Origin of the sequence: Prevotella veroralis DSM 19559 = JCM 6290 (genome assembly GCF_000377625.1) — a bacterium.
Taxonomy (GTDB): Bacteria; Bacteroidota; Bacteroidia; order Bacteroidales; family Bacteroidaceae; genus Prevotella; species Prevotella veroralis.
Map to the genome: position 1 here is coordinate 112207 of NZ_KB898325.1, position 15488 is coordinate 127694.

General features: G+C 39.6%; 12 protein-coding genes. 5 read left to right on the forward strand and 7 right to left on the reverse strand.

The features are described 5' to 3' along the window. Positions 1-42 precede the first annotated feature (42 nt). Positions 43-183 carry a hypothetical protein gene (locus tag D464_RS13700; protein WP_004382726.1) on the forward strand — a complete coding sequence of 47 codons (141 nt, stop codon included), beginning with the start codon at positions 43-45 and terminating at the stop codon, positions 181-183. Between the two features lie 4 nt (positions 184-187). Beyond that, positions 188-1537, forward strand: a complete 1350-nt coding sequence (locus D464_RS0100545; protein ID WP_018909677.1) for an MATE family efflux transporter — start codon at positions 188-190, stop codon at positions 1535-1537. Between the two features lie 565 nt (positions 1538-2102). Here D464_RS0100545 and sucD read toward each other — a convergent pair. The 4 genes from sucD to D464_RS0100570 are packed head-to-tail and all read right to left on the reverse strand — an operon-like array spanning position 2103 to position 6199. After that, positions 2103-2975 carry a succinate--CoA ligase subunit alpha gene (gene sucD, locus D464_RS0100555; RefSeq protein ID WP_018909678.1) on the reverse strand — a complete coding sequence of 291 codons (873 nt, stop codon included), beginning with the start codon at positions 2973-2975 and terminating at the stop codon, positions 2103-2105. 10 nt (positions 2976-2985) lie between these two features. Continuing rightward, a complete protein-coding gene (gene sucC, locus D464_RS0100560) occupies positions 2986-4125 on the reverse strand; it encodes an ADP-forming succinate--CoA ligase subunit beta (RefSeq protein ID WP_018909679.1) in 1140 nt (379 codons plus the stop codon). Between the two features lie 60 nt (positions 4126-4185). After that, positions 4186-5250 (reverse strand): butyrate kinase, encoded by a 1065-nt coding sequence (gene buk, locus D464_RS0100565; protein ID WP_018909680.1) that lies wholly within the window; start codon positions 5248-5250, stop codon positions 4186-4188. A 37-nt stretch (positions 5251-5287) separates the two neighbouring features. Beyond that, entirely contained in the window at positions 5288-6199 is a 912-nt protein-coding gene (locus tag D464_RS0100570) for a phosphate acyltransferase (RefSeq protein WP_018909681.1), read from the reverse strand. Positions 6200-6378: 179 nt separating this feature from the next. Between D464_RS0100570 and D464_RS0100575 the strand changes: the two genes are divergently transcribed. From D464_RS0100575 to D464_RS0100585, 3 genes are all read left to right on the forward strand, one after another. Beyond that, positions 6379-7716: a hypothetical protein gene (locus tag D464_RS0100575; RefSeq protein ID WP_018909682.1), complete on the forward strand. Its 1338-nt coding sequence runs from the start codon at positions 6379-6381 to the stop codon at positions 7714-7716. A 165-nt stretch (positions 7717-7881) separates the two neighbouring features. Continuing rightward, on the forward strand, positions 7882-9801 hold the full coding sequence (locus D464_RS0100580; protein WP_018909683.1) for a polysaccharide biosynthesis protein: 1920 nt from the start codon (positions 7882-7884) through the stop codon (positions 9799-9801). A 39-nt stretch (positions 9802-9840) separates the two neighbouring features. Further along, positions 9841-10968: a nucleotidyltransferase family protein gene (locus tag D464_RS0100585; RefSeq protein ID WP_018909684.1), complete on the forward strand. Its 1128-nt coding sequence runs from the start codon at positions 9841-9843 to the stop codon at positions 10966-10968. Between the two features lie 640 nt (positions 10969-11608). Here the strand turns inward: D464_RS0100585 and D464_RS0100590 are convergent. The 3 genes from D464_RS0100590 to rfbA are packed head-to-tail and all read right to left on the reverse strand — an operon-like array spanning position 11609 to position 15484. Then, positions 11609-12034: a BT0820 family HAD-type phosphatase gene (locus tag D464_RS0100590; protein WP_018909685.1), complete on the reverse strand. Its 426-nt coding sequence runs from the start codon at positions 12032-12034 to the stop codon at positions 11609-11611. A gap of 7 nt (positions 12035-12041) precedes the next feature. Beyond that, positions 12042-14561 (reverse strand): GumC family protein, encoded by a 2520-nt coding sequence (locus D464_RS0100595; RefSeq protein ID WP_018909686.1) that lies wholly within the window; start codon positions 14559-14561, stop codon positions 12042-12044. Between the two features lie 44 nt (positions 14562-14605). Beyond that, complete coding sequence (gene rfbA / locus D464_RS0100600) at positions 14606-15484, reverse strand: glucose-1-phosphate thymidylyltransferase RfbA (protein WP_018909687.1); 879 nt, start codon at positions 15482-15484, stop codon at positions 14606-14608. Positions 15485-15488 lie beyond the last annotated feature (4 nt).

Consider the following 15488-nt stretch of genomic DNA (forward strand, 5'->3'; position numbering starts at 1 on the left):
TTTAGTAGGAAGATCAACGATATAATATAGAAAAGAAATCTTATGAACTTTGATAGAGTAGAGAATGAAACTCGACGGATGGAGCTTATCCGCGTGTTAGAGCATTCCATAGAACATTTATCCTTGGCTGAGTTGGAGGCTTTATATTACGACCTTGTAGCGAAAGACTATATTCGGGAGTGAAACAATGATGCGATTGGACGATAAGAATAAAGAGATACTCCGCTTAGCCTTACCTTCCATTGTGAGTAATATCACGGTGCCGCTGTTAGGACTAATTGACCTTATGGTGGTGGGGCATATTGGCAATGAAGCCTATATCAGTGCGATTGCCGTTGGAACAATGATTTTCAATGTGATGTACTGGTTACTTGGCTTCCTAAGAATGGGAACCAGTGGGATGACTTCTCAAGCCTTTGGACGTGCGGACAAGGCGGAATGTATTGGAATATTGGTGCGTAGTTTAACCATTGGACTTGCTTTCGGTTTATCGTTCATCCTTGCTCAAAGAGGATTGGAATGGGGCTTATTACGTTTGATGAATACACCTGAAGCCTCGTGGGATTATGTCGCAACTTACTTCCGTATTGTTATCTGGGGTGCACCAGCAATGTTGGGGTTATACGGGTTGACAGGTTGGTTCATTGGAATGCAGGACACACGTACACCTATGGTCGTAGCCATCTTACAGAATATAGTGAATATTCTTACTTCTTTATCCTTGGTGTTTGCCTTGGAGTGGGGGATAACGGGTATAGCTACAGGAACGTTGCTCGCTCAATGGATTGGTTTTCTGGTGGCATTATTAAGTGCATGGAAGCGTGTAAGTAAGATCAACAAGGCGAGAAAAGTAACGAACTTAGGGCATTCTACTTGGGTTAATTTTACCCACATTCTTTCAGTGAAAGGAGCGTGGATTGACTTCTTCCTTGTCAATAAAGATATCTTTCTTCGCACCTTATGTTTGATAGCCGTTAACTTCTATTTCACTTCGGCGGGAGGAAAACAAGGTACAATGCTGTTGGCTGTAAACACGCTGTTGATGACCTTGTTCACTATCTTCTCTTACGTCATGGACGGTTTCGCTTATGCTGGGGAAGCCTTGAGTGGCAAGTATTATGGTGCAGGAGATAAGCAAGGATTGCGAATTACGATACGACGCTTGTTTGCGTTTGGTGGCTTAATGACCCTAATGTTCACGTGTTTATATGTGATAGGTGGAACAGGATTCTTACATCTTCTTACGGATGATGCAACTGTCGTTGAGGCGGCACGACCTTACTTGCCTTGGGCTTGCTTTATTCCTGTTGCAGGTGTGACAGCTTTCATCCTTGATGGAGTATTCATCGGACTTACTGATACGAAGGGTATGCTCTTTTCAACGGTCATTGCCATGCTATCGTTCTTCGCAGTTTACTTAGGGTTTAGGGGGAGTCTTGCTAATGAGGCATTGTGGTTAGCCTTCCTTACTTTCCTACTGATGAGAGGATTAGCCTCGATGGTTTGGATGCGTTTTTTCACTAGGATTGATGTCTAAGGATAAGTGTGATAGACAGTTAAGTTAGGTGTCAACCATGCTTTAAGTTAGTGTTCAATCGTACTTCAATAAGACTTACCGAGTTCTACACGTCTGTATAACGAATTATACAGGCGTGTATAACTGATTATACAAACGTGTATAACTGATTATACAGACGTGTATAACTGATTATACAGGCGTGTATAATTCATTATACAAACGTGTATAATATGGAGATGCTTATATGAATACGATGGTACTGCTTATATAAGTACTATCGTATAGCTTATAGGAGCAGTGTGATAAGGGTTATATGAAAGGAAAAGGACTTATTATTCTAATAATCTATGCTTATAATAAAGTGGGGTGTCCTGAACCTTATTCGTGTGCAATAGAAAGCCCTCGTTAGTCCGCATATAAATAAAGTTATTGGACGAACGAGGGTATATTAGATTCTTTAAGGAAGTTATAGTTAATATGAAATGCTAAACAAATTTACTAATTGATTTATGTTTTACTTCCTTTGAAATATAGTTCTGATGAGGCTCTTCCTTATCTTGAAAGTCTTGGGAGATACCTCGCATCACTTCTTCATCTGTTGCTTTAGTAGTGTTGGAATCTCACTTGTCTCACGTGCAACAGGAACGCCGACAGCTTCAAACGCAGCTATCTTTTCACTTGCAGAGCCAGAGCCACTTGAAATTATAGCACCAGCGTGCCCCATCTGTTTGCCCGGAGGAGCTTGTTGTCCAGAGATGAAGACAGCTACGGGTTTAGTTACATGTTCCTTTATAAACTGTGCAGCACGTTCTTCTGCGTCACCACCAATCTCACCAATGAGTGCAATGCTATCCGTCTCTGGGTCATCTTGGAACATCTGTAATAGTTCTTCAAAGTAAAGACCTACAACTGGGTCACCACCAACGCCAACGGCTGTTGACTGTCCGAGACCTGCTTGAGTGAGGTTATGCACCACCTCATAAGTTAAAGTACCGCTACGACTGATGACGCCAGTGTGTCCTTTCTTAAAGATGTTCGTTGGCATAATACCAGCCATACTCTCTTCTGGAGATATCAAGCCAGGGCAGTTAGGTCCGATAACCTTTACACCGCGAACTTTAGCATAATGCTGTGCAGCTATAGCGTCGAGCGTTGGTACACCTTCGGTAATACAGATGACAAGTTGAATACCGCCATCAATAGCTTCTAGCATAGCATCCTTAGCGAAAGGTGCAGGAACAAAGATAATAGAAGTGTTTGCTTGTGTTGCAGCCACCGCATCTTTCACCGTGTTGAAAACAGGGATACCACAGACTTCTTGTCCAGCCTTGCCGGGAGAGGTGCCACCCACAACATTGGTTCCATACTCTTTCATCTTTGATGCGTGAAAACTACCATCACGACCAGTTATACCTTGTACAATTAGTCTTGTATTTTTGTTGATCAGAATACTCATAATATCTTATTTAAAGTTGTTTACTTAGTTCAACTGCCTTATGTCCAGCATCTGCCATAGAGGTGGCAACATTGAAGTGGGTTCCTTCTAATATTGCCCTTCCTTCCGCCTCGTTGGTACCAGTGAGACGGATGACAATAGGAATGTCGGTTTGAATCACCTTGAACGCTTCAAGCAAGCCCTTAGCAACATCATCGCAACGTGTAATTCCACCAAAGATGTTAATGAGAACAACCTTTACATGCTTGTCGGCTAATAAGAGCTTCATGGCTTCAACAATCTTCTCGGGGTTAGAGCTACCACCAATATCAAGGAAGTTAGCTGGTTCGCCACCATAGAGTTTAATCATATCCATCGTAGCCATTGCAAGACCAGCACCATTCACCATACAACCGATTGAGCCTCCAAGGTTAACGTAACTGAACCCCTTATCCTTAGCCTCACGCTCTTTCTTTTCCTCTGCTGTAGGCTCGAAGAGTTCAGCTATATCAGGATGGCGGAAGAGAGCATTATCATCAAAGGTCATCTTAGCGTCGATGGCTTTTAGTGTACCTTCCTGTGTCATCACGAGAGGATTTATCTCTGCAAGTGAGGCATCCTTTTCGACGAAGAGTTTATAAAGGTTCTTGAAGATAGGCACCGCTTGTTTCACTTGTGCCATATCATCGAATAACTTGAACGCTGCTTCACGTGCGAGGAAGTCAGACATACCAATAGTTGGATCAATGACAATCTTCTCAATCTTCTCTGGTGTCTCTTTTGCCACTTGCTCGATATCCATACCACCGGCACGACTCAACATCAACATAGGGCACTTCGACTTGCGATCAACAAGAATACTCATGTAGTACTCTGATGCAATGTTAACAGCTTCGCTAACTAGGACGCGATCAACAGTGAACCCTTTAATGTCCATGCCTAAGATTGCTTCTGCATGTTGGCGAATCTCTTCTTCATTACTTCCAAGTTTAACACCACCAGCCTTACCACGACCACCCGTGTGTACTTGTGCCTTTACTACCGCTTTTGCTAAACCTAATTGTTTATACGCAGCAACAGCCTCATCCGGTGTTCGACAAACGATGTTGCGATCTACCGGTAGTCCATAAGATGCAAAGATACTCTTTGCTTGGTATTCATGTACCTTCATAAGATTTGTTTTTAATTATAAACTATAGTTTAGGTGTTCTGTAAATCGATTGAATGTGAATCAATAGTCTTTAGCTATTCTTTCTCCACGTAAGACTGCCAAGGCGTTCTCTGTTAATGCGAGCATCTCATCTTGACCAGGATAAACATGCACTGGAGCAAGATATTCTATTCGACGTTTAAGGCGGTCGATGATGTAATCGCTCTTTGCCATTCCACCCGTGAGAAGGATGGCGTCAACTTTACCATATAGAACAGCCCCTTCTGCGACTATGTTCTTTGCAACATGCCATATCATAGCTGACACGATTAACTCTGCATGTTTATCGCCAGCCTTTATCCAGTTCATTACCTCTCTTAGGTCATTTGTACCAAGATGTGCGATTAAACCAGCCTGCCCACTGACTCTGCCTAATAATTGGCTTTCAGTGTACTTACCACTAAAACAAAGGCGTATTAAGTCGGCTGCTGGGAGGCTACCCGCACGTTCGGGTGAGAAAGGACCTTCACCATCAAGGGCGTTATTAGCATCGATTGCTCGACCATGATTGTGGGCGGCAATTGATATTCCACCACCAAGATGACAGATGATAAGGTTGAGCCTCTCGTATTTAGTACCTATATCTTTGGCGTATCGTCTACCAATGGCTTTCTGATTCAAAGCGTGCCAGATACATGCACGAGGCATTAGAGGAGAACCAGAGATACGGGCTTCTGGTTCTAGTTCGTCAACTACACCAGGATCGGCAATAAAGCTTTTGCAACCAGGGATGTCACGCGCAATCTCGTCTGCAATCATACAGCCTAAGTCACAGGCATGCTGGTGAATAGCTTGTTGCTGGTCAAGTATCATTTCTTCCGTAATGGTGAATACACCACTTGATACGGGCTTAGCTAAGCCGCCTCGTCCGATAACAGCATCAAAGTCAAGAGGGATATTGCGTTTCTTTAATTCTTCAATAACAACTTGCTTTCGGAAATGAAATTGATCTGTAATCTTCTTGAAAGTACTTAGTTCTTCTCTTGAATGGGGAATGTCTGCAACAAAGACAGGTTCATCGTCATTCGCTAAGGAGATTTTGGTTGAGGTTGAGCCTGGGTTAATAGATAGGATCTTGTATGCCATAATGTTTTAATTGGTTATATTGGGAAGGGTAATAACCTTATTTTACTATGAGACTTGCAAGTGCAAGACTATATAACTTGGAAGTAATAGTATCGCCTCTGCTAGGGAGAACTACAGGTGCCATTGTTCCTTGAAGTACACCTGCGACCTCTGCATGACAGAAGAGCGTGATAGTTTTATAGAATAGATTGCCCGACTCTATATTGGGGAAGATAAGTGCGTCAGCCTCTCCGTTGATAGGTGAGTTGATTTGTTTAATCTCCATTGCTTCCTTAGAGCATGAAGTCTTTAAATCTAAGGGTCCATCTATCTCACACTTACCGAAAACTCCTGCTTTCGCATCTTCTTTTAATGTTAGATAATTTGCAGTATGAGGGAAGTGTTTGGTGTCGACCTTCTCGGAGCAATGTATTAGAGAGATTTTAGGGTAAGTGATGTTGAAAGCATGGCAAAAGTCAACAAGATATTGGACTTGAGCTTTACGCTGTTCATCAGTAGGATAAGGAATCACAGCAGCATCAGTAAAGAATATTAGTTTGTTATACTCTGCTAATTTAGCAACAGCAATATGGGTTAAGACAGCCCCTTTAGGTAATATTCCTAGTTGCTTATCTAATATAGCGCGTAGCAGAACATCCGTATTGACAAAACCTTTCATTATTATATCGGCTTGCTTCTCTCGGATAAGTGCCACAGCCTTACGTGATGCCTCTTCAGGAGAGTCTACAATAATAGTTTCAAAGCCTTCCTTTTGTGCAAAGGTATTCCGTGTAGTTTCAGAGCATATCAATATGGGCTTTATAAAACCTTCATGGGCAGCTAATGAGACTGCTTCTTGTGTGTGGCTATCTTCTGACCATACAACAACTGCACGCTTACAAATATGTTTCTCTTTGAGTAGACTTATTAGTTGTTTAAAGTCTTTGATACTTCTTTCTTTTTCTGGCATGTTTTATTGATTTTTAAGTAGTAGTATGATAACGCAACAAAGATACTATTTTGTTTTGATATATAGATTCATTTTAAGGAAAAAACTGATTAAAATTCTTTTATTCCCATTAGTTGCAGTATATTTGCAGCCAAATTAGAGTCTATATGAAACGTCTACTTTTCTTTTTCTTAACGTGTATGGTTGTTGTTATTGGTTTCGCACAGACAACTAATCATACGCATATACCAAAGGATGCTATTTTCTATAATGCACGTTGGCAAGGAGTTGCCACGGCAAGTAAGGCGGCGTATTATCGTGTTCTTATTGTAGATAATAGAGGGGCTAAGATGTTCTATGACTATTACATTACGGGGCAGTTGCGTGCGGAGAAGCATTACATAAGCATCAATCGTCAAGATGATAAACTAACGAAGTTAGAGGGAGTGTGCCGTACATTTTATAAGTCAGGTAAGGTAGAGTCTGTAATGCAATATAAGAATGGTGTAGCTAATGGGCGTGCCCTTTCTTTCTTTCCTAGTGGGAAGGTTGGTATGAAACTGAATTATCGTAATGGTGTTTTAGATGGACCTTGTTATGCTTATAATGAACAAGGTCGGGTAGAGTACACGACTATTTGGCGTGACGGCTCTCGTATATCAGATTCAAAGGGAGGCAAAGATTACTATATAAATAAGGTGACGAATGAAGATGAGTTTTGTGAGCGGTATCGTGTAAGGGAGCGTGTAAACATGGCGCAATCTAGACAGGTAAACACATCAAATGCTGATAACAAGGAGCTTGAAAAGAGTGAAGCCCTTGCAAGTAAAGTTACATCTTCTACAATAAAGAAGGACGAGAGCCAACAAGCGGATAGAGCATCAGTTCCTCAACAGAAAATTTCCAAAGAAATGACAGAAGAAGAGAGATTGATAGCAGAGGTGAAATATCCAGATGCACCAGCAGTTGTTACGGAACCATCGAAAGGTAATTCTCCTAAGAAAGGTAGGGTAAGGACGACAAGTATTCCAGATGAATGTTTGTTTCCATTCCCTTACCTATGTCACATCTTACTAGATGATACTGAACGTTTGAAGGATATGCCATCTTTGGTGGCGTTGAGTAAAGTGTTTGCGTTGAAAGATTCACAAACCATCAATGGGTATAGTACTCAGAAAGAGATTATCTTCCATCACAATATGTATTATGATGAGCAAACAGGTCAAGATAAGGTTGTCGGCAAACAACCACGACAGATAGGCTATTTAGGTACTTATGTTGATCATCAGTTAATGTTAGAACGCATCAACCTATATACTTGGTCTTCAGATGAAATGTTATCATTTGCTCGACAAGCTATTGAGGCTGGTTATCATGTTTTAGGTGAAGGAGATTATCAATCCTTAGATGGTAACTTTATCTTAGAACCTAAGAGTTCGAAGGTAAGTGACGACTGCTCTCGATCTGTTCTTATTACCTTTACGTATCAGCCTAATCTCTATGGAGGCCTTTACCATATTCAAATGGATGTAAGATGATAAAATGAGGTGATTTTATAAAGTAGAGATAAATAAGTTGGGAGATGTGTGGTAGATTGCAATTTTTTATCTATATTTGCATTCTAAAATTAAATGGTAAGTTTTGTGTATCTCTTAGTTCTTTCTTTGTGATACACTTTTTGAAATAACGGCAATATATTGAATATGAAAGTAATTGAGAAACTTTGGAATTGGTATTTATCTGCCAATGCTTTGCCTTATTGGGTTATTTTAGCCATTGATATCCTTATCTGTTATTTCTCGGGTATATTCGTCTTTTGGTTGTATTATCATGGTGCGGTTGCTTTTGGCAATATCGCCTTATTATCAAAGACTATCTTTGTTTACATGATTTTCAACCTGATAGGTTTTAAACTGTTCCATACTTATGCCGGAATCGTTAGATACTCTTCCTTCGTAGATTTACAACGCGTTGGTTTAGCGATGTTGTTGTCTTTGGTAATTGCTGAAGGCATGCATTATGTTATTTATTATTGGGATTTAAATTTTATCCGTCTTGAAGGGCGACAGATTGCAGCTATGTATCTTGTTGCGACAATTGGAATGATATCATTCCGAATAGTCGTAAAGTCTGTATATGATGTTGTCTTCAATACAGGTAATGCCATGCGCACGCTTATCTATGGTGTGAATGGTGGTGGTATTGGACTAGCCAAGAGCATTCGTATTATAAAACCTCAAAAGTTTGCTTTGAAAGGTTTTATTGCTCATGATTTCTCTTTCAAGGGGCGTATATTGATGGGGCAGAAGGTATATATGGTTGATGACGATCTTGCTGAGCACATTAAGAGTTTGAAAATAAAGGCTGTATTGGTTTCGCCATTACAGAACGAACGTTTCCGTGATGACCAGAAGCTACAAGATATCTTGTTAAGTCAAGGTGTTCGAATCTTCATGAGCTCAGGTGAAAAGGAATGGAGTCAAGATGATGATTATTCAAATGTACAACTAAAGGAGATTAGTATTGAAGACCTTCTCCCACGTGAGCAGATTCGTGTAGATATGGATTCTATCGGTGCTCTCCTGCGTGGAAAGAAGATTATGATTACAGGTTCTGCCGGTAGTATTGGTTCTGAGATGGTGCGCCAAATTGCCATTTATAATCCTGCCGAATTGATACTGATTGATCAAGCCGAAACGCCACAACATAATATTCGATTGATGATGCACTTTGAGTGGTCTAACATCAAAGCACATACGATAGTTGCAAGTATTGCTAATGCTGATCGTATGGAAAAGATTTTCCAAACTTATAAGCCTGATTATGTGTTCCATGCCGCCGCTTATAAGCATGTGCCAATGATGGAGAACAACCCATCGGAGAGTATTCAGAACAATGTTTGGGGAACGAAAATCATTGCTGATTTAAGTGTTAAGTATGGCGTTAAGAAGTTTGTTATGATATCTACAGACAAAGCTGTAAATCCAACGAATGTGATGGGTTGCTCTAAACGAATCTGTGAGATATATTGCCAGAGCTTAAACAAAATGATTAACGAACAAGCTAATGGTAAACCTGTGACGCAGTTTGTAACAACTCGTTTTGGTAATGTATTAGGCTCTAATGGATCTGTTATTCCTTTGTTTGAAAAGCAGATTAAGGCAGGTGGACCTGTTACGGTTACTGACCCAAAGATTATTCGTTTCTTTATGCTTATTCCAGAGGCTTGTAAACTTGTGTTGGAAGCTGGTACACATGGTAGTGGCGGTGAGATATTCGTCTTTGATATGGGTAAACCTGTAAAGATAGCAGATTTGGCGAAACGAATGATAAAACTCTCTGGAGCAAAGAACGTTAAGATTAAGTACACTGGTTTGCGTGCAGGCGAGAAACTCTATGAAGAGGTTTTGAGCACAACAGAGAATACTCTTCCTAGCTTCCATGAGAAGATTCGTATAGCAAAAGTACGTGAGTATGACTTCAAAGAGGTTGAGGCTCAGATTAACTCGCTTATTTCTTTGAGCCACACATACGATGATATGGCTATCGTTGAAAAGATGAAAGAGATAGTTCCCGAGTATGTAAGTAATAACAGCAAGTATTCTGTTCTTGACAAGATTTAATCTTCAATAGAGGAAAAGGAGGTTGAAACCATTACTGTGATGAACGATAATAGAAAGGATTTTACAAGTATATTCTTTGATTTCCTTAGGTTTTGCTTAAAAGAAGATACAAAAGAACCTCAGAACCTAAGTGAGATGGATTGGGATGCTTTATATGATTTTGGTCGAAAGCAAGCAATATTGGGTGTCTTATTCCATGGAATAAAACGACTATCTAAATCTGAATATCGTCCTGATAGAAGACAGATTCTAAGGTGGTATGCTGATTGTTCGTTTATAGAAAAAGCAAATATACAAACTTATAAGGATGCTTCAGATCTTACAGAAATGATGCTGAAGAAGTTTGGTGTGCATAGTTGTGTTTTGAAGGGACAGACGAATGCGTTGATGTATCCTGATCCTTATATGCGCACTTCTGGTGATATCGACCTTTGGACGGATGCTAAGACTTTAGATATTATCCGTATTTCTCGACAGTTAGACCCTAAAGGTGAAATAGGTTACCATCATATAGAACTTTCTTATTTTAAGACTCCTGTAGAACTCCACTTCTTTCCTTCTTTCATGGGTAATATGTGGCATGAATATAAGTTGAGGCGGTTCTTTAATCAATGTAAAGAAGCGCAATTTGATAGGTTATCAATACTTCCTAGTGGGTTGGGCGAAATTTATACACTTACTGATGATTTTAATCGTGTGTTCCAGATGTCACATCTTATGCACCATTTCTTCTTTGAAGGTATTGGCTTGCGCCAAATGATAGATTATTATTACTTATTATTACGTGGATTTACAGATGAAGAACGTAAGAAAACAATACGTGTGTTTAAGCAGGTAGGGATGTTTAAGTTTGCAGCTGCTGTAATGTATATAATGAAGGATATACTTGGTTTGCCCGATCAGTATTTATTGATGAAACCGAATGAGAGGGTAGGTAAAATACTGGTCTCTGAGATTATACAAAGTGGAAACTTTGGTTTCCATGATAAACGCTATTCGTTTACAGGTAAGTCTGTTTATAGTCAATATTTCTTAGAGATATATCGTAACTTGCATTTTGCTTTTGATTTCCCTTCAGAAACCATTTGGGGACGCCCTGTTTCACGTTGGTGGCATATGTTGTATAAGGCTTATTTGTGCCACCAATTGCGAAAATACGAAAGGTAAACTCCTTTATTAAGAAAATAGGGTAAAGACATAATAGATATAATGAGTTCATTGATTGATTCATAGTCTATTACATCTTTATTGTATGGTTGTGTGAAAACCTCTTCAAAACATAGTTCTATTGACTGATTCTTTTAAGGCTATCTGATATTGCTAGGTAAGCAAAGTCTTAGGCTCTACATGTCCAATAAGAATGAAATATCTAGCTATTTTGAATATTTTCTCATTTTATATAGCTATCTGGTAGACTTATAAGAGGGGAGCTTATAAGTCCTACTAATATAGTAAGAATACGCTTTGTTAAATCGACGGAAAGTCATATTACATCAGTATTCATAATATTCCAGCTTTTTACAGATTACTTGTAATACTTCTCCAAAATACTTGTAATAGTTTTACAAGCCTTTTGTAATACATCTCCAGATTGTTTGTAATATCCTGTAAGAAGTTTATTCGTTTATGTCTTTGCTGTGTTTTTGATCTGTGGACTCATATTAATTAGGCTTAACAGATTGTTAAGATTAGCGGAGTATGCCTTTTTAATGATATAAGTAATGGCTTTTATGAGTCGATTGATTGGATAGATACAAAAAAGAGGATATTCAATAGAAGACCCTCTTTATACCCTTTTATGTTATGATTAGAAATTCCACCAATGCTTCTTCTTAGGCTGTTCTTGTTCTGTAAACGAGGGATTAGAGAAATTTCGGCTTTCCCATGTTTCATGATTTGTTACCATTTGGTAGATTGTTCCCCAATCAGGTAATCCTCCGAAATTGCGGTCGTCAATAAACATGTCTGCCTTAATCTTTCTAGAGAAATGATTGTTCTTTTCTTTCTCTTCCTCTGGGTAATCTTTGTTGACTGCCCAAAAATCGACACCCCGTGCGTGACACCAGTCAACGGCTTCTTGGAGTAGTTCACCTTCCCGCACACTCCATAAGATGAGCTGGTGTCCATCTTTGATTAACATCTTCAAAGTATCGGTGGCGAAAGGAATTTCGTCACCGATTTTAGGATATCTATGTTCTACGATGGTTCCATCGAAATCAATAGCTATTGTCATTCTTTACTTATCGTTTTACAGAGTGATCGTTTTTGTCACCATACTGGCTGTTACTGTAATTTCCGTATGATCCATAATTCCCATAGTTGCCGTACTTGCCGTAAGAATAGCCACTGCCGTAGCCGTAACGTCCATATTTACCGTACTTGCCATAGCCGTAATAGTAACTGTACTTCTTCTTCGACATGTCGACACCATTGAGAACCATCGCCATGTTAGGTAGTTTCTCTTCCATTGCGAGCGCATTAATCATTCCAAAGGAAGCCTTTGGTGTATAATCCGCACGACACATGTAGATGGTAGCGTTTGCAACACGACCAATCTGTAGTGTATCGGTAACCAAACCAACAGGGGCAGTATCAATCATGATGTAATCATACTTATCTTTAAGAATAGCAATGATTGTTTCAAGCGAACTGCGTGCGATAAGCTCGGCAGGGTTAGGAGGAACAGGACCAGCCATGAGAAGATCCAGGTTCTTGTTTACGCCTGAAGGCAGAATCTGTGCCTCTACATCTTCTGCGTTTGGATTATCTTTTACAAGTAGATTGGTGATACCGTGTTTGTGGTCTTTAATACCAAATTGCTCTGCCAAACGTGGGCGGCGGATGTCAAGACCTACTAAGATAACCTTCTTGCCTAGGAGTCCGAGGCTGACAGAAAGGTTGGAGGCTGTAAAGGTTTTACCTTCTCCAGATGTTGATGAAGTGAAGAGAACAACTTTCTCGCCCTCGTGCAACATGAATTGGAGGTTGGTACGTAGAGCACGGAATATTTCTTCCATTTGGTTATTCTGGTTCTCGTGAACAACGATGCCTGCCTTGCTTTTTGCCGAATTACTTGCAATTGCAATATCAGCGATAATTGGTAACTTGGTAAGGCGTGCAACATCATCGTGACCTTCAATCTTGTAACGGAAGAGTTGAATGAGTAAGATAATTGCTACAGGGATTGCCAAACCGATAGCAAGTGCAATCAACATTATATATGTAGAGTTCGGACTAACCTGTCCGTTCAGTTGTGGGTCATCTATCAGTTTACCTTTGTCGGCTGTTGCTGCAAGAGATATACTATTTTCCTCACGCTTTTGAAGTAACATCAAGTAAAGACCTGATTTTACCTCTTGTTGACGACCGATCTGTGTCAACATACGTTCCTGTTGAGGAGTTTCCTCTACTTGATCGGTGTATTTTGTAACCTGCGCTAAAACTGCATCTCTCTGAATCTGTAAATTCTTGCGTGCAGCAGCAATAGCACGACGAATATTAACATTTAAATCACGAATCTGATCCGTGAGAGGTTCAACAACTGGTGAGCTCTCAGATGCACTACGAAGGAGACGATTACGCTCAAGAACTAACTCATTGTATTTATTAATCAATGAAGTAGAACTTTCATCATCCAATCCTACATTAGATGGAATAACTTGTCTTAGATTACGTGAAGAGCTTTCGACCTCACGAGCAATCGTATTAAAGAGCTCAATTTGAGTCTCCATTTCTGCAAGTTTCTGTTCTGATGTATTCTGGTTGGAAACAGAATTACTAGCATTCATCTTCAGTTCTACCATGCCATTTCTTTGCTTGTAGTTCTGAAGTTCACCTTCGGTCTTACCTAATTCCGCATTGATCTTCTCCAAACGTGAATTAATGAACTTCTCTGTTTGGTGTGCAACTACATTCTTGTCCTCATTTGCCTGACGGTTATAAACGATTGCTAATTGCTTTAAGTAATCAAGTGAACGTTGAGGAACCTCATCTGTTAATTGAAGCTGTACAATGGAGTTGGTTTTAGCATTCTGTGTCACCTTCAATTCATTTACATATTTATCAGATGCCATCTTAGGAGAAAGGATATTCACCTTTAGGACTTGGGCATCACGCAAGGTTCTTCCATTATTTGAACTAATGGTGATAGTTCCTGCACGTGTTGGAATCGTTGCTGGAAGAGTTGTGAACTTTACATTGAGCGCGAAAGGTCCTTCGCTATATTCCTCATCTGTTGGTACAGAGTAAGTACCTGTAACAACGTATGAAGAACCTTTCTTTGTTATATTAAGGTTGATAGGTCTATTCAATTTATCCAAGTGAGCAGCATCAATGTCAACAGTTAAAGGTTGGTCACGATATGCTATAACATCCTTAACCTTTCCTTCTGTCGTATAATTCACATACAGCTTTAAATCACGGATAGCATCTTCTGCAATAGAATGTGATGATAGAATCTCCATTTCATTGTCAATGCCAGTAGAATTAGAGATAGTACCTATGTTTGTTATATTTTGTAACGAAGCTCCCCGTTTGCCACTATTGGCATCATCTTTGATTAATAATTTTGCAGTTGATTGATATAAAGGGGTAGTATATCTTAAATAGATTGCTCCAATTCCACCAAAGATAATTAGTGAAAGTACGAACCAATACCAATTAAGGATCACGGTTCGATAAAGAGCTGCAAAGTCAAAGAAAGAAGCTATTCCTTGCTTCTCTTGTTCCTTGTCTAGTTCTAGTTTTGTTGTTTCTTCCATATTTATTTTGTTTTTTGTTTCTTCTGATGAATGAGACTTGAGCCTTATCTTTGTTCTATCAATTCAAGTAGATATTTACCGTAATTGTTTTTTGCCATAGGTTGAGCTTCTTCTTTTAATTGCTCGGCAGTTATCCATCCTTTCTTATATGCGATCTCTTCAAGGCATGCGACTTTGAGTCCCTGTCTTTTCTCAATGCATTCAATGAAAGTACTTGCTTCGGAAAGACTATCATGTGTTCCCGTATCTAGCCATGCAAAACCACGCTGAAGAGTTTGAACCATTAATGTGTCCTGTTCCAAATATTTTTGATTTACACTCGTAATCTCTAGTTCTCCACGTGCAGATGGATTAATATGTTTGGTAACTTCTACAACACTATTTGGATAGAAATAGAGTCCCACAACAGCATAATTACTCTTCGGATGTTCAGGCTTTTCTTCTATACTAAGACACTTTCCATTCTTATCGAACTCGGCAACGCCATATCTTTCTGGATCATTGACATAATAGCCGAAGACGGTTGCTTTATTCTCTTCTTCTGCTCTGCGAACACTATTATGTAATAGACTGCTGAAGCCAGCACCATAAAAGATATTATCTCCTAAAACCAAACATACAGAGTCTTTTCCAATAAACTTCTCGCCGATAAGGAATGCCTGTGCCAATCCGTCAGGTGAAGGTTGCTCTGCATATTCGAACTTTACACCAAAAGAACTACCATCTCCAAGCAATCGCTTGAACGCAGGTAAATCATGCGGAGTAGAAATAATTAAAATTTCCCTGATTCCTGCTAACATCAATACCGATACAGGATAATAAATCATTGGCTTGTCAAATATTGGTATAAGCTGTTTGCTTATTCCTTTCGTTATTGGATAGAGGCGTGTGCCAGAACCGCCTGCCAGAACTATTCCTTTCATAAAT